The organism is Rhodococcus sp. 852002-51564_SCH6189132-a, assembly GCF_001665495.1.
GTDB lineage: Bacteria > Actinomycetota > Actinomycetes > Mycobacteriales > Mycobacteriaceae > Rhodococcus > Rhodococcus pyridinivorans.
In genome coordinates, this window is the sequence record NZ_LZMJ01000051.1 from 16,137 (window position 1) to 29,813 (window position 13,677).

General features: G+C 68.5%; 19 protein-coding genes, 1 tRNA gene and 1 riboswitch. Of the genes, 16 read left to right on the forward strand and 4 right to left on the reverse strand.

The features are described 5' to 3' along the window. The first annotated feature begins 7 nt into the window (after nucleotides 1-7). The 3 genes from cmk (at nucleotide 8) to A5767_RS12465 (ending at nucleotide 2,268) form a co-directional block, all read left to right on the forward strand. Entirely contained in the window at nucleotides 8-670 is a 663-nt protein-coding gene (gene cmk / locus A5767_RS12455; protein ID WP_039958193.1) for a (d)CMP kinase, read from the forward strand. Continuing rightward, on the forward strand, nucleotides 667-2,097 hold the full coding sequence (der, locus tag A5767_RS12460; RefSeq protein ID WP_019289613.1) for a ribosome biogenesis GTPase Der: 1,431 nt from the start codon (nucleotides 667-669) through the stop codon (nucleotides 2,095-2,097). Before cmk ends, der begins: the two co-directional genes overlap by 4 nt. Nucleotides 2,098-2,194: 97 nt before the next feature. Then, nucleotides 2,195-2,268: transfer RNA gene (locus tag A5767_RS12465), tRNA-Pro, on the forward strand. Between the two features lie 517 nt (nucleotides 2,269-2,785). On the opposite strand, the gene A5767_RS12470 is transcribed toward A5767_RS12465, so the two are convergent. Next, complete coding sequence (locus A5767_RS12470; RefSeq protein WP_064852422.1) at nucleotides 2,786-3,181, reverse strand: RidA family protein; 396 nt, start codon at nucleotides 3,179-3,181, stop codon at nucleotides 2,786-2,788. Nucleotides 3,182-3,307: 126 nt separating this feature from the next. On the opposite strand from A5767_RS12470, the gene A5767_RS12475 reads away from it, so the two are divergent. Next, nucleotides 3,308-4,324, forward strand: a complete 1,017-nt coding sequence (locus tag A5767_RS12475; protein WP_064852423.1) for a helix-turn-helix transcriptional regulator — start codon at nucleotides 3,308-3,310, stop codon at nucleotides 4,322-4,324. On the opposite strand, the gene A5767_RS24160 is transcribed toward A5767_RS12475, so the two are convergent. Then, nucleotides 4,251-4,457 (reverse strand): hypothetical protein, encoded by a 207-nt coding sequence (locus A5767_RS24160; protein WP_071935090.1) that lies wholly within the window; start codon nucleotides 4,455-4,457, stop codon nucleotides 4,251-4,253. The genes A5767_RS12475 and A5767_RS24160 overlap by 74 nt on opposite strands. Here A5767_RS24160 and A5767_RS23380 point away from each other — a divergent pair. Together A5767_RS23380 and A5767_RS12485 are read left to right on the forward strand one after the other, a co-directional pair. Further along, complete coding sequence (locus A5767_RS23380) at nucleotides 4,402-4,623, forward strand: hypothetical protein (RefSeq protein WP_019289610.1); 222 nt, start codon at nucleotides 4,402-4,404, stop codon at nucleotides 4,621-4,623. The two genes, A5767_RS24160 and A5767_RS23380, sit on opposite strands and share 56 nt — an antisense overlap. 123 nt (nucleotides 4,624-4,746) lie before the next feature. Beyond that, nucleotides 4,747-5,163 carry a VOC family protein gene (locus A5767_RS12485; RefSeq protein ID WP_006552737.1) on the forward strand — a complete coding sequence of 139 codons (417 nt, stop codon included), beginning with the start codon at nucleotides 4,747-4,749 and terminating at the stop codon, nucleotides 5,161-5,163. A gap of 21 nt (nucleotides 5,164-5,184) precedes the next feature. Here the strand turns inward: A5767_RS12485 and A5767_RS12490 are convergent, their stop codons facing one another. Both A5767_RS12490 and A5767_RS12495 read right to left on the reverse strand, forming a co-directional pair. Continuing rightward, nucleotides 5,185-5,580, reverse strand: a complete 396-nt coding sequence (locus tag A5767_RS12490; protein ID WP_024101105.1) for an MmcQ/YjbR family DNA-binding protein — start codon at nucleotides 5,578-5,580, stop codon at nucleotides 5,185-5,187. A gap of 40 nt (nucleotides 5,581-5,620) precedes the next feature. Next, a complete protein-coding gene (locus A5767_RS12495; RefSeq protein WP_064852424.1) occupies nucleotides 5,621-6,649 on the reverse strand; it encodes a phosphotransferase family protein in 1,029 nt (342 codons plus the stop codon). A 197-nt stretch (nucleotides 6,650-6,846) separates the two neighbouring features. Between A5767_RS12495 and A5767_RS12500 the strand changes: the two genes are divergently transcribed. The 10 genes from A5767_RS12500 (at nucleotide 6,847) to A5767_RS12545 (ending at nucleotide 13,455) form a co-directional block, all read left to right on the forward strand. After that, nucleotides 6,847-7,464 (forward strand): NUDIX hydrolase, encoded by a 618-nt coding sequence (locus A5767_RS12500; protein ID WP_019289607.1) that lies wholly within the window; start codon nucleotides 6,847-6,849, stop codon nucleotides 7,462-7,464. A gap of 111 nt (nucleotides 7,465-7,575) precedes the next feature. After that, complete coding sequence (locus A5767_RS12505) at nucleotides 7,576-8,178, forward strand: CDP-alcohol phosphatidyltransferase family protein (RefSeq protein WP_064852425.1); 603 nt, start codon at nucleotides 7,576-7,578, stop codon at nucleotides 8,176-8,178. Nucleotides 8,179-8,182: 4 nt separating this feature from the next. Then, nucleotides 8,183-9,046 carry a DUF881 domain-containing protein gene (locus A5767_RS12510; RefSeq protein ID WP_064852426.1) on the forward strand — a complete coding sequence of 288 codons (864 nt, stop codon included), beginning with the start codon at nucleotides 8,183-8,185 and terminating at the stop codon, nucleotides 9,044-9,046. Next, nucleotides 9,043-9,402, forward strand: coding sequence for a small basic family protein (locus A5767_RS12515; protein WP_006552743.1), 360 nt, complete (start codon nucleotides 9,043-9,045; stop codon nucleotides 9,400-9,402). Before A5767_RS12510 ends, A5767_RS12515 begins: the two co-directional genes overlap by 4 nt. A gap of 2 nt (nucleotides 9,403-9,404) precedes the next feature. After that, entirely contained in the window at nucleotides 9,405-10,166 is a 762-nt protein-coding gene (locus A5767_RS12520; protein ID WP_006552744.1) for a DUF881 domain-containing protein, read from the forward strand. A 42-nt stretch (nucleotides 10,167-10,208) separates the two neighbouring features. Next, the gene (gene gcvH, locus A5767_RS12525) at nucleotides 10,209-10,613 is read left to right on the forward strand and encodes a glycine cleavage system protein GcvH (RefSeq protein ID WP_006552745.1); all 405 of its coding nucleotides are present in this window, start codon (nucleotides 10,209-10,211) and stop codon (nucleotides 10,611-10,613) included. Nucleotides 10,614-10,768: 155 nt separating this feature from the next. Beyond that, entirely contained in the window at nucleotides 10,769-11,230 is a 462-nt protein-coding gene (gene garA / locus A5767_RS12530) for a glycogen accumulation regulator GarA (protein WP_006552746.1), read from the forward strand. Continuing rightward, a complete protein-coding gene (ftsR, locus tag A5767_RS12535; protein WP_064852427.1) occupies nucleotides 11,230-11,967 on the forward strand; it encodes a transcriptional regulator FtsR in 738 nt (245 codons plus the stop codon). The genes garA and ftsR overlap by 1 nt, the downstream gene beginning before the upstream one ends. Nucleotides 11,968-12,115: 148 nt before the next feature. Then, nucleotides 12,116-12,589 (forward strand): bifunctional nuclease family protein, encoded by a 474-nt coding sequence (locus tag A5767_RS12540; RefSeq protein ID WP_006552748.1) that lies wholly within the window; start codon nucleotides 12,116-12,118, stop codon nucleotides 12,587-12,589. A 239-nt stretch (nucleotides 12,590-12,828) separates the two neighbouring features. After that, nucleotides 12,829-13,455: a MerR family transcriptional regulator gene (locus A5767_RS12545; RefSeq protein ID WP_006552749.1), complete on the forward strand. Its 627-nt coding sequence runs from the start codon at nucleotides 12,829-12,831 to the stop codon at nucleotides 13,453-13,455. 117 nt (nucleotides 13,456-13,572) lie between these two features. Further along, a riboswitch (glycine riboswitch) is annotated at nucleotides 13,573-13,668 on the forward strand. Nucleotides 13,669-13,677: the final 9 nt, after the last annotated feature.

A 13,677-nucleotide genomic window follows, 5' to 3' on the forward strand; every position in this document is an offset into this window, starting at 1 on the left:
CGTCGCGATGGACGGGCCGTCCGGCACGGGCAAGTCCACCGTCTCCAAGCGTCTCGCGCAGCATCTCGGTGCCGCCTATCTCGACACCGGCGCGATGTACCGCATCGCGACGCTGCACGCCCTGCGCCGCGGCACCGATCTGACCGATCCGGCCGCGATCGCCGCGGTCACCGCCGGCCTGCCGTGGTCGATCGGCACCGACCCCACCGTCGAGGACATCCGCCTCGACGGGGACGACGTGCGCGAGGTCATCCGCGGCGCCGAGGTCACGGCCGCGGTCTCCGCGGTCTCCGCCGTGCCCGAGGTGCGCACCCTGCTCGTCGAGGCCCAGCAGCGGCTCGGCCGCGCCGAGCACCGCGTCGTGATCGAAGGACGCGACATCGGCACCGTCGTCTTCCCCGACGCGGACGTGAAGATCTTCCTCACCGCTTCGGCGGAGGCCCGCGCGCACCGGCGCAACAACCAGAACATCGCCGAGGGTCGCGGCGACGACTACGAGGCGGTCCTCGCCGCGGTGCAGCGCCGCGACCACCTCGACTCCACCCGCGCGGTGTCCCCGCTGCGTGCGGCGGACGACGCGGTCGTCGTGGACACCAGCGACATGAACATCGACGAGGTGATCGCCGCGCTGCTCGCGGTGGTCACCGAGCAGACTGGAGCGAAGCTGTGAGCGACGACCTGAGTACCGACTACACCGGGTTCGACGGCGACGGCACGTGGTCGGAAGAAGGCGACTGGGACATCGAATTCGCCGAGGGCGGCGACCTCGAGGAGTTCGTCCCGGTCCCGACCGTCGCCGTGGTCGGCCGACCGAACGTCGGCAAATCCACCCTGGTCAACCGCATCATCGGCCGACGGGAAGCCGTCGTCGAGGACGTCCCGGGCGTCACCCGCGACCGCGTCTCGTACGAGGCGTCGTGGAACGGCCGCCGGTTCATGGTGCAGGACACCGGCGGATGGGAACCCGACGCGAAGGGCATGCAGCAGTCCGTGGCCCGCCAGGCGGAGGTCGCGATGCGCACCGCCGACGCGATCCTCGTCGTCGTCGATGCCACCGTGGGCGCCACCAGCGTGGACGAGGCCGTCGCGAAGGTGCTGCGTCGGTCGAAGACTCCGGTGCTGCTCGTGGCGAACAAGGTAGACGACGACCGTGTCGAATCCGAAGCCGCGACACTGTGGTCTCTCGGACTCGGCCAGCCCTATTCGGTATCGGCCACCCACGGTCGCGGCACCGGTGATCTGCTCGACGAGCTGCTCGCCAAGCTGCCGGCCACGCCCCGCGAGGGTACCGGTGGGGAAGGGCCTCGCCGCGTCGCGCTGGTGGGCAAGCCGAACGTCGGCAAGTCGAGCCTGCTCAACAAGCTCGCCGGCGACGAACGGTCGGTGGTGCACGACATCGCCGGCACCACCGTCGACCCGGTGGACTCGATCGTCGAGCTCGGCGGCAAGCCGTGGCGCTTCGTCGACACCGCCGGTCTGCGCAAGCGCGTCAACAGTGCGTCCGGCGCCGAGTTCTACGCCTCCCTGCGCACGCGGGGTGCGATCGACGCGGCCGAGGTGGCGGTGCTGCTCATCGACGCCTCGCAGCCCATCACCGAGCAAGATCAGCGGGTCATCACGATGGTCGTCGAGTCCGGGCGCGCCCTGGTGATCGCGTTCAACAAGTGGGATCTCGTCGACGAGGATCGCCGCTACGAACTCGGCCGCGAGATCGACCGCGACCTGTTGCGGGTGCCGTGGGCATCGCGGGTGAACATCTCCGCCAAGACCGGTCGCGCCGTGCAGAAGCTCGTCCCGGCCATGGAGACGGCCCTCGAGTCGTGGGACAAGCGCATCTCGACCGGACGCCTGAACTCGTGGCTCAAGGAGGTCGTGGCCGCGACTCCGCCGCCGATGCGCGGCGGTCGCCTGCCCCGGGTGTTGTTCGCCACCCAGGCGGCCACGCGGCCGCCGACCTTCGTGCTGTTCACCACGGGCTTCCTCGAGGCCGGCTACCGCCGCTTCCTCGAGCGTCGCCTGCGGGAGGAGTTCAACTTCGACGGCAGTCCCGTGCGGATCTCGGTGCGCGTGCGGGAGAAGCGCGACCGCCGCAAGTGAGCTCCCGACGTCCGGTCGTGAAAACGCGCTGACCAGCCGATTAGTGTTTCGGTCCGTTCCTGTTGTAATCTCTGAGAGCGCTCGGAGAGAGCGCGGACGGGCTGTGGCGCAGCTTGGTAGCGCACTTGACTGGGGGTCAAGTGGTCGCAGGTTCAAATCCTGTCAGCCCGACGTAAACGCCCAGGTGAGAGTAAGTTTCTCGCCTGGGCTTCGTCATGTCCCGGGGGCGTTTTTGCCTGGTCCCGCGGCCGGCCGAGCAGCCGCGTCGGTGCGGTGCGCGACGTTGGCTCGGCGGCTTCCTGTGGATAAGGGGACCAGAGCCGCAGCGAAGCGGTCGACCGGCGGTCACAGCCTGCGCCCCTGCCGGGCTCGCGGTGCCTTGGACTTCGCGGCACCGCGAGACGATCTGCTGAGAAGGGCGTTGGCCTGCCGGTAGTCGATTTTCACCTGGGCGAGGGCGGCCTGGAGCCTGAGCGAGTTGGTCCAGGCGTACTCGGGTCCCTGGGCACCCCGGCGCCGGCGCACTCCAGCAACAGGCGGACGTTCGCTTCCCGCAGCCGCTCCAAGAAGGCGCCGATATCGCAGCCATAGACCCCGATCGTCATGATCGTGAGCATCGTATGCTCCCCATCTTCCTGCTGCTCGCGCCGGCGAGACCGGCACAAGCAGCAGGAGTGGCAAGGCCGCGTTACGCGACAGCGGTTCCTTCGAGTTCGATCATCTGACCGGGGATCGCCAGCCGCGTCACCCCGAGCATCGTGGTTGTGGGCGCGACGCCCGCGGCGCCGAGCCGCCCGGCGAGCACGCCGTAGTGCGGGAACAGCGCGTCCACGTCGGTGGTGTACACGTTGAGCCTGACGAGGTCTGTTAGGGACATGCCGGCCTCGGCGAGCACGGCTTCGAGGTTGTCCACGGCCAGCGCGAGCTGGGCCGCGATGTCCCCGTCGTGCTCGGGCCGGCCGTCCGTGCTCATCGCGGTCTGCCCCGAGATGTAGAGGGTCCGGGTGTGCCCTGCGACGACCTCGCCCTGGTTGAATCCCATCTCCTGCGACCATGTCACCGGGTTGACCGCTGTTCGTTCCATTGCCACTCCAATCGTTGCGACTGCGAGCGCCCGGCGGCCGGGTGGCCGCCGTCCTCAACGCCCGCAAACTCAGCCTCCCAACAAAACACGACATCTTGTGTCATGATTTTTGATAGGAATGAAACTATGCGAGCCGATCGGTTGGTCTCACTGGTGCTGCTGCTGCGCCAGCGGGGTCGGATGACCGCGGACGAGCTCGCCGGCGAGCTGGAGGTCTCCGCCCGCACGGTGCTGCGCGACATCGAGGCGCTGTCCACTGCCGGCGTCCCGGTCTACGCCGATCGCGGGCGACACGGCGGGTTTTCCCTGCTTCCCGGCTTCCGCACGGAGCTGACCGGACTGAACCATGACGAAGCCCTCGCGCTGCTGACCGCCGGGTCGGGCCGCGGCGAGAAGGTCTTCGGCCTCGGCACCGCGCTCGCTTCCGCGATGCGCAAGGTGGTCGATGCGCTGCCCGAAGGCCACCGCACCAGCCTGGACGATGCGGCCCGGCGGTTCCTGGTCGAGCCCGACACCGACCTGCTCTCACGACGGCTGGTCACCGAGGACGTGGCGAGTGGCGTGATGGGCGTAGTCCGCCATGCCGTGCTCACCGGGCACAAGCTTCGCTTCCAGTACACCGCACCGGACACGGCACCCCGCTGGCACGCCGTCGATCCGATCGGTCTGGTCACCGTTCGCGACCGCACCTACCTGCTGGCCACCAAGTCGGGAGAGGATCGGACGTACCGGCTCTCGCGCATGGTGACCGCCGAGGAGCTTCCGGAACTGGCCGAGCGTCCCGCGCAGGTTGACCTCGACCGAATCTGGGCCGAGCGCAGCGCCCAGTTCTTGTCGAAGAACCACATCCCTGTGCTGGTCAGGGTCGAACCCACGCGACGTGCGGAGTTGCTGAACACCGCGCGAGCTGTCCGCGCCGAGGAACCGGAGGAAGACGGCTGGGTGCGTCTCGACGTGACCTTCGAGGACCTGCGGCACGCTGTCTGGGCGATCTGGCAGCTCGACACCGCCGCCGAAGTCCTCGCACCCGAGTCGCTGCGTGCGGCCCTCCGCGACCGGGCGGCAACCCTCAATGCCAGATACGAGAGCTTTGCCCGGTCACCTGCGGAGCCTTCGCGCGGCTCAACGCCCGACAGCCACTAGGAGTGACGCCCACGCTACGGCGAAACTGACGGGCAGCGAAGTTCGGATCGCCCCACCCCACCCGCTCAGCGATCGTCGTGATCGGCGCAGCCGTGGTGCGCAGACATGCTGCCATTCGCTCCGTCCGGAGCATCGTCGGGTACGCGATCGGAGATTGCCCGAAGGGCGACGACGCCGAGGCAACGGTGTCCGACGGCGACGTCTCGTCGTGGGCGGTCCCGCGACGTGCGGTCGGGCGCGTGCTGGCCGATCTGGTCGACCGACCCGAGTACGCCCGCGCCACAGTGGCGGTCTCCTGACACGGATCGCGCCGAACGCTCCCGGAGCGGGGTGCGCACCGTCCACGATGAGAAATGCGTCGGCAGACGGTCATTCTTCGTGCGGCACCATCCGTGCCCTGCGGCACCCGCGAAAGGACCACGATGACCACACGATTCAATCCCTATCTCGCATTCCGCGATTCCGCGCGCGAGGCCATGGAGTTCTACAGGTCGGTGTTCGGCGGCGAACTGACGGTGAGCAGATTCGCGGACATGAACGCCTCGCAGGATCCGAGCGAGGACGACAAGGTGATGCACTCGATGCTCACCACCGACCGCGGCTTCGTGCTCATGGCCTCGGACACCCCGAACGGCATGGACTACACGCCCGGCACGAACTTCTCGCTGTCGCTCAGCGGGGACGACGAGAGCGTGCTCCGGGGTTGGTGGGACGCGCTGAGCGAGAGCGGTCGCGTCGACATGCCGCTCGAGCGTGCCCCCTGGGGCGATCTGTTCGGCATGTGCACCGATCGCTTCGGCGTGTCGTGGATGGTCAGCATCGGCGACCAGCAGGGCTGAACCCGCGCCGCTCGGCGCCCGTCAGCCGAGGCGGGCGTCGAGCTCGCGCACCAGTTTCGGTGGCGCGGTCTGCCGATAGGACATGTCGAGCAGTTCGGCGACCTCGTCCCAGTCCACCTCCGGACGGGCGAGGTCGTACCCGACCCACCCGGACGGCCCGAAATACATCGGCACATAGGTGTGGGGTTCCTCGAGCAGCGCGCGGCGCTCCTCCTCGTCGGGCTTGACGATGAGGGAGCGGGGAAACGGTGCGCGGGTGCCCTTCTCGCCGCCTCCGTAGACCGCGAAGGCCGTCCGGGTGGAGAAGAACGGACGGCCGTGCGAGATCTTCTCGGAGGCGCCGGGCAGGGCCAGCGCGAGCGAGCGCACACGAGCTAGCAGGGGATCCGCCTCGTCGAACATCACCGGATGCGGCATGAGCGGAGCGTACCGAGCGACTACGACAACGGTCGCGAGATCAACTCTTCCGACTCGTCAGCGCATGGATACCGGCGTGCAACAGCGGCTCGACGCCGCGGCCGAGTTCCTCGAACCCGTCGCCGACCGTCTTGCCCTGACGGAACCGGAAGTAGATGCCCTCGAGGATCACCGCGAGCTTGTAGTAGGCCAGGGCGAGGTGGAACGCCATGTCCGACAGGTCGCGTCCACCGGCGGCCTCGTACCGGGCAAGCAGTTCGTCGTCGCCGAGGAAGCCCGGAGCGCGGGACACCGTCGACACGGGGAACTCCGTGTTCTCCCGCGCCAGCCGCTGGTACACCAGCAGCAACGCCACATCGGTGAGGGGATCGCCGAGCGTGGCCATCTCCCAGTCCAGCACCGCGACCACCTTGTCGTCGTCGTCGACGAGAACGTTGTCGAGCCGGTAGTCGCCGTGCACGATGCCCACCTCGCCGTCGCCCGGCAGATTGTCGACGAGCAGCCGGTGCAGCTCGTCGGCGCCGTCGAGGTCCCGGCTGTGCGAGTTCTCGAGCTGGGTGGTCCAGCGCCGCACCTGCCGCTCGAGGAAGCCCTGGGGACGGCCGAAGTCCTCGAGACCCACGGTCGCCGGGTCCACCGCGTGCAGGGCGGCCAGGGTGTCGACCATCCGCTCGGAGATCACGCGCGTGCGCTCGGCGCCGAGCGGTTCGAGTTCCTCCGCGGTGCGATAGGGCGTCCCCACGACCAGATCCATGAGATAGAAGGGCGCGCCGAGCACCGAATCGTCCTCGCACAGCAGATACGAGCGGGGGACCGGTACCGCGGTGCCGGCGAGCGCGGAGATGACGCGGTACTCGCGAGCCATGTCGTGTGCGGTCGCGAGGACGTGTCCGAGTGGGGGACGGCGCAACACCAGCCGCCGATCGCCGTCGGTCACCTCGTAGGTGAGATTCGAGCATCCGCCGCTGATCAGGCGCGCGCGGAGGGGACCGGAGAACAGGTCGGGGGCGGAGGTCTGCAGATAGGCATCGAGCGCATCGAGGTCGAGGCCGGCGGGCACGTCGTTCATCGAGCTCCTTTCCGTCGGCTCCCACTATGACCGCGGGTGGGGATCCGTGTTCGGAGAACTCCCACCCCATGCAGATAATCCGGACTGCACGGAAACCATAAATATACAGAACTCCCCCCTTCGAGGCCGGTGTCACCGACACCGGCCAGGGCATGCGCCTAGCCGCCGGGGCAGTTGTGACGAACTACTGTCGACCCATGCCCGCTGCTCATCCTCTCGACAGAGACAACGTCCGCGACGCGCTGGACGCGTTCGATTCGCGCCGACTGCCGCTCGACGGCCGCCGGCACGCAGCCGTCGTCGTGGCGGTGCTCGACGACGGGAACGGCAACCCCGTCATGCCCCTCACACGGCGACCGACCCGTCTGCGGGCACATCCCGGCCAGTTCGCGTTGCCGGGCGGACGTCTGGACGAGGGGGAGCAGCCCGAAGAGGCCGCCCTGCGCGAGCTGCACGAGGAACTCGGAATCGACCTCGGCCCCGAGTCCGTCCTCGGCCGGCTCGACGACTACATCACCCGCTCCGGTTACGTCATGTCACCGTTCGTCGTGTGGTCGGACACCGCCGTGAGCGATCTGAAGCCCAGCCCCGACGAGGTCGACGTGCTCTTCGCCGTCACCACCGACGAACTCGACGTCGACCCGCGCTTCGTCACCATCCCCGAATCCGACAAGCCGGTGATCCAGTGGCCCTTCCGCGGTCACCTCGTGCACGCACCGACCGCCGCGGTGGTCTACCAATTCCGCGAAGTCGTGCTGCGCCGGCGGGCCACCCGCATCGACGGTCTCGAGCAGCCGGTCTTCGCCTGGCGCTGACACCCCGGAATCTCCGCTCGCGCGGCTGTGGAAGGCTGGACTCCGCGCCCGAACGGAACGCCGGCGGGGCATCACGAGAACGACCTCACGAGAACACGGAGCGGCCCCACCATGACCGATGCGACCGGAACCGCCGACGCGCGCGGATCGGACCGCATCCTCACCGTGCCGAACGTCCTCAGCTTCATCCGGCTGCTGGGTGTGCCCGTCTTCCTCTATCTCATCCTCGTCGCCCACGCCGACGTCTGGGCGCTGATCCTGCTGGCCGCGAGTAGCATCACCGACTGGGCCGACGGCAAACTCGCCAGGCTGCTCGACCAGACCTCCCGCCTCGGAGCCCTTCTCGATCCCGCCGTCGACCGCCTCTACATCGTGGCCACCCTCGTCGCCCTCGTGGCGCGCGACATCGTGCCCTGGTGGATCGCGGTGATCCTCGTCGGCCGCGAACTCGTCCTGGCGCCGACCCTGGCCGTCTACCGGCGCCGGGAATTGTCCCCGCCGGACGTGCTCTACCTCGGCAAGGGCGCCACCTTCCTGCTCATGTGCGCGCTGCCGCTGATGCTCGGGGCCGTCGCCGTGCCCGCCTCGGAGCCGATCACCGGACCGCTCGGCTGGGCCGCCCTGATCTGGGGGACCGTACTGTACGTGTGGACCGGCCTGCTGTACCTCGGGCAGGCCGTCGTGACGGCACGGACCGTGCCGGCCGGGCGGTGATCCGATGAGCCGCGCGTGGGAACGCATCCGGCGCAATCCGGTGCCCTCGCTCCTGAAGTCGCTCCTCGAGGATCATCTCGACCCCGGCTACGCTGCGTCCGCCGCGGACCGGGCTGCGGAGCGCTCGAGCACCTCTCCGAGCGCGTCGCGCGCGTGGCTCGGCGCCGGAGTTCTCCTCGCCGGCCTCGTGATCGGCATCGCGTACGCGCACAACGCCGACGTGCAGGCCGGCACCGACAGCACCCGCGCCGAGATCCTCGACTCCCTCCGGGCAGGGGATGAACGCATCACCGCGCTCACTGCACAGCGGGACGAACTCGGTGCCGCGGTCGACGAACGACGCACCGCCCTGTTCTCCGACGGAGGCGACGGCGCGACCATCCTCGACCGACTCCGCGACGCCGAGGCCGCAGCCGCGGCAACACCGGTGCGCGGTCCGGGGATCACGGTCACCCTCACCGAACCCACCGCGCGACCGAACCTGTCGGATGCGGCGCGAATCGAGGACCGACCCACCGCGCTCGTCCTCGACCGCGACCTGCAGTCGGTCGTCAACGCGCTGTGGGCGGCCGGTGCGGAGGCCGTAGAGGTCGGGGGCGTGCGGGTGGGTCCCGGGGTGACCATCCGGCAGGCCGGGGGAGCGATGCTCGTCGACAACCGGCCCGTATTCTCCCCGTACACGGTCTCGGCGGTGGGATCTCCCTCCCGACTGCAGACGACCTTCGTCGTCAGCGACGCCTACCTGCGCATCGCGGGGATACAGCAGCTCTACGGGGTGGGATTCACCCTCGCAGAGGAGGATGATCTCGAGTTTCCGGCCGCCACGGTCCGGAAACTCGGCAGCAGTGGAGAAACGGGGTACAGGTGAAGCGACTCGAACACGGTCACGCGCTCTACGCGGTGCTCGCACTGGCGATCGGGATCGGCGCCGGAATCGTGTTCAGCCCACAGGTACCCGATGTCGTGCAGCCCTACCTGCCCATCGCGGTGGTCGCCGCGCTCGACACGGTCTTCGGCGGTCTACGCGCCTATCTCGACGACATCTTCGACGCGAAGGTGTTCGTGGTGTCGTTCGTCTTCAACGTCCTCGTCGCCGCCCTGATCGTGTGGCTCGGCGACCAGCTCGGCGTGGGCACCCAGTTGTCGACCGCGGTCATCGTCGTCCTCGGCATCCGTATCTTCGGAAACGCTGCAGCCCTACGTCGTCGCCTGTTCGGGGCCTGACCGTGACCGAACCGCAACAACCCCGCCCCGCACCCGACACCGGCGCAACGCCCGAAACCGGCACTGCGCGCGCCACCCGATCGCAACGCGTCTTTCTCGTCCTCGCGGCGATTCTCGTCGTCCTGCTCGGCGCCGGCATCGCCACCCAGGTGCGTACGACCGATACCGGCGACGACCTCGACTCGGCGCGCCCTGCGGACCTGCTCGTGCTGCTCGACAACCTCAATCGCCGCGAAGCCGCTCTCCGCCAGGAGATCACCGAACTCGAGCGCACCCTCTCGAGTCTCGAACAGGAAGGCTCGGAAGCGGCACTCGAGGAAGCCCGCACGCGCCTGTACACGCTGTCGGCGCAACTCGGCACCGAACCCGCCACCGGGCCCGGAGTGGTTCTCACCGTCGACGATCCGCGCGAGGGTGTCGGATCGGAGGTGCTGCTCGACATGATCCAGGAGCTGCGCGCGGCGGGTGCCGACACGATGCAGATCGCCGGGGCGAACGGTGAGACCGTGCGCATCGGGGTCGATTCGTGGGTCACCGGACCGGGCGGCGACATCGTCGTCGACGACCGCCGACTCGATGCTCCGTACACCGTCACCGCCATCGGTGACGGACCGACTCTCGCCGCCGCGCTGAACATTCCCGGCGGAGTGGTCGACACGGTCGCCCGTGCGGGCGGATCATTGTCCGTAGAACAGTCTCCGCAGGTGGAGGTGTCCGCCTTGCGGGAGATCGAGCCACGCCAATACTCTCAGCCCGGTAACTGAATCCGACGTTCCGGTCGAACGTCGTCTCCGAAAGGACCAGTCTTGACCGATTTCGCGACACCCGAGGATCTGCGGTACACCCCCGAGCACGAGTGGGTGCGCAGGACGGGCGCGACGACCGTGCGCATCGGGATCACCGACTACGCACAGTCCCAACTCGGCGACGTGGTCTTCGTGCAGCTGCCCGAGGCGGGCGCCGAGATCGCCGCCGGCGAGTCCTTCGGAGAGGTCGAGTCCACCAAGAGCGTGTCGGACGTGTTCGCGCCGCTGACCGCGAAGGTGACCGCCGTCAACATGGAACTCGACGCGAATCCCGAACTGGTGAACAGCAGCCCGTACGAGGACGGCTGGCTCGTCGACGTGGAGATGGGCAGCGAGAACGACCTCGACGAGGCGCTCGCGGAGACGCTCGACGCGGAAGGTTACCGCGGGATCACGGAAGGCTGACGGACCCGACAGGTAACGTGACCGCGACTGTCTGCGTCAGTACCCCCGAGCGGGGTACGGTCGGATATGGCGTGTGCCGTGTCGGACCTGAACGGGGCGAACGAATCAGCGACCGTCCGGGATCACCCGGGTGGTCGAACGGATAAGGAGAAACGGTGAGCGAGAACGGCAACGCGGGTTACGAGGAGACTCCTGCAGAGACCACTTCGGTATTTCGCGCCGACTTCCTGAACGAAGTGGAGGGCGCGGGTTCGGCCACCACCGAAGCGCCCGTCTCGGGTGTCGAGGGCCTGCCCGCCGGATCGGCGCTGCTGGTCGTCAAGCGGGGGCCCAATGCAGGATCGCGCTTCCTGCTCGACCAGCCCACCACCTCGGCGGGTCGGCATCCCGACAGCGACATCTTCCTCGACGACGTGACCGTCAGCCGTCGGCACGCCGAGTTCCGCCAGGACGAGGGCGAATTCCAGGTCGTCGACGTGGGAAGCCTCAACGGCACCTACGTCAACCGCGAGCCGGTCGACTCCGCCGTTCTCGCGAACGGCGACGAGGTGCAGATCGGCAAGTTCCGGCTGGTGTTCCTGACCGGTCCGCGAGGTAACCAGGGCGCAGGTAGCTGATGACCGCGGCCCGCCAGCCGGCGCCGGCCGGAATGTCGATCGGGTCGGTGCTCGACCGCCTGCGTCCGGAATTTCCGGACGTGACGATCTCGAAGATCCGGTTCCTCGAGGCCGAGGGACTGATCAGCCCGGAACGCACACCCTCGGGCTACCGCCGCTTCTCGATCGCCGATTGCGAGCGTCTGCGGTACGTGCTCACCGCGCAGCGCGATCAGTACCTTCCGCTCAAGGTGATCAAGGAGCAGCTCGAGGCGATCGACCGCGGCGCCGCCACGGTGGGATCGGTCGAGACCCGGATCACCCGGCCGCGTTCGCTGGCGGTGGCCCGCGGCGAGGTCTCGCCGGAGGATCTGCGCACCGATCGCGAGATCCGGGTGAGCCGCGAGGATCTGTGCACCCGTGCCGGGATCGACGCGGCCTTCCTCACCGAGCTGGTGGGGGCGGGCCTGCTCAAGCCGGGCCCGGCCGGTTTCTTCGACGAGGACGCGGTGCTGCTCGCCCGCACGGCGAAGGCGATGGCGGAGTTCGGCCTCGAGGTTCGGCACCTGCGGGCGTTCAAGCTCGCCGCCGACCGCGAGGCCGCGCTCGTCGCTCAGATCGCCGGCCCGATCGCGAAGGGCCGCGACGCCGGGGCACGGCAGCGCGCCGAGGAGATGGTGCGCGAACTGGCCGCACTGTCGTTGACATTGCACACCTGCCTGGTGAAAGCGGCGGTGCAAGGAGCCCTCGACCGTTAGGCGACGAATTCGTCGTCGAGTGCGACCACGGCCCTCCGTCAGGTGGTGACCTACGGCACCTGACGGATGCGCTGGAGGACACTAGAATTCCAGGCAGTACCTGTCGGGTGGTCCCACCACCGACGAGCAGCAGGACGGAGGCATCGCGATGAGCGAGATGCGGATAGTAGGGATTCGTATCGAACAGCCGCAGAACCAGCCTGTCCTCCTGCTGCGGGAGGTCGACGGCGATCGGTATCTGCCGATCTGGATCGGGCAGAACGAAGCGACCGCCATCGCCCTCGAACAGCAGGGGGTCGAACCGGCACGGCCGCTGACCCACGACCTGATCAAGAACCTCCTCGAGGCGTTCGGTCGCAACCTCCGCGAGGTGCGCATCGTCGACCTGCGCGAAGGGACGTTCTACGCGGATCTGGTCTTCGACGGAGGGATGCGTGTTTCCTGCCGGCCCTCCGACGGGGTCGCGGTGGCCTTGCGCATCGGCGCGCCGGTCCACGTCGAGGAACCGGTGCTCACCGAGGCAGGACTGGTCATGCCCGACGAACGGGAGGACGAGGTCGAGAAGTTCAAGGAGTTCCTCGACTCCGTCTCGCCCGACGATTTCAAGGCGACGGACGGCTGAGCGCCGTCCGTCGCACGGCGACGAGCGTTGGCGCGCGCGTCGGCCGTGACGGTAGTAATGTCGAACGTTGCCTTCCGGTCGGCGTGTCGCAGCCCGACGCCCAACACCGGAGCGTACGCTGAGTTGATCCGCCAGGGATGACTCGGTGAGCCTGGGAGGGCTCGATGATCGGATGTGGTCGGGGGATCCACCAATCGATCGTTGCGAGGCAGAACTGGGCGCGCGAGAGGGAGTCAGTAGTGCGAGATCGGACGAAGGGACAGCCACTCGGCGTCGATTCCGGCGATCGCTCGAATCCGGCGCCGCGGACGAACGAGACCGACGAGATCCAACCGGGCCTGTTTCCGGACAACTCGGCGCCCGACGAGCTCGTCGGCTACCGCGTGCCCATCGCCTGCCAGATCGCAGGAATCAGCTACCGCCAGCTCGACTACTGGGCCCGCACGAATCTGGTCGTACCGTCCATCCGCGGGGCTGCCGGTTCCGGTAGCCAACGGCTGTACTCGTTCAAGGACATCCTCGTCCTCAAGATCGTCAAGCGCCTGCTCGACACCGGCGTCTCGCTGCAGAACATCCGCGTCGCCGTCGACCATCTCCGCAGCCGTGGGGTGGGCGACCTCGCGAAGATCACTCTTTTCTCCGACGGCACCACCGTCTACGAATGTACGTCGCCCGAAGAGGTCGTCGACCTGCTGCAGGGCGGGCAGGGCGTCTTCGGGATCGCGGTGAGCGGCGCGATGCGCGAGCTCACCGGCAGCATCGCCGATTTCCCCGCCGAACGCGCCGACGGCGGCGGCGTCGAGGAACGCCCCGAGGACGAACTGGCGTCGCGTCGCCGCGAACGCATCAACCGCCGCATCGGCTGACCACACCACTGATGTCGCATCGGCCGACCACATGACCGCTCCACTCCACCGCCGGCGGCACTTTCCGCACCTGCGGTATTTCGACCCCCGCGACGTGAACTAGACTCGAAGACGCGTCGCCATCACGCGGGAGAGACCCGGACACCGAGCCGGGCGCCGAAGGAGCAGCACCTCCCCGTCAATCTCTCAGGCAACCGGGACCGCGTGAGCTCCGACGTCTCT

Coding starts and splice junctions, on each gene's coding strand:
- cmk (WP_039958193.1), top strand. CDS start 8: ATGGACGGGCCGTCCGGCACGGGCAAGTCCACCGTCTCCAAGCGTCTC.
- A5767_RS12470 (WP_064852422.1), bottom strand. CDS start 3,181: ATGGAACGAACAGCGGTCAACCCGGTGACATGGTCGCAGGAGATGGGA.
- A5767_RS12475 (WP_064852423.1), top strand. CDS start 3,308: ATGCGAGCCGATCGGTTGGTCTCACTGGTGCTGCTGCTGCGCCAGCGG.
- A5767_RS24160 (WP_071935090.1), bottom strand. CDS start 4,457: ATGCTCCGGACGGAGCGAATGGCAGCATGTCTGCGCACCACGGCTGCG.
- A5767_RS12485 (WP_006552737.1), top strand. CDS start 4,747: ATGACCACACGATTCAATCCCTATCTCGCATTCCGCGATTCCGCGCGC.
- A5767_RS12490 (WP_024101105.1), bottom strand. CDS start 5,580: ATGCCGCATCCGGTGATGTTCGACGAGGCGGATCCCCTGCTAGCTCGT.
- A5767_RS12495 (WP_064852424.1), bottom strand. CDS start 6,649: ATGAACGACGTGCCCGCCGGCCTCGACCTCGATGCGCTCGATGCCTAT.
- A5767_RS12500 (WP_019289607.1), top strand. CDS start 6,847: ATGCCCGCTGCTCATCCTCTCGACAGAGACAACGTCCGCGACGCGCTG.
- A5767_RS12505 (WP_064852425.1), top strand. CDS start 7,576: ATGACCGATGCGACCGGAACCGCCGACGCGCGCGGATCGGACCGCATC.
- A5767_RS12510 (WP_064852426.1), top strand. CDS start 8,183: ATGAGCCGCGCGTGGGAACGCATCCGGCGCAATCCGGTGCCCTCGCTC.
- ftsR (WP_064852427.1), top strand. CDS start 11,230: ATGACCGCGGCCCGCCAGCCGGCGCCGGCCGGAATGTCGATCGGGTCG.
- A5767_RS12540 (WP_006552748.1), top strand. CDS start 12,116: ATGAGCGAGATGCGGATAGTAGGGATTCGTATCGAACAGCCGCAGAAC.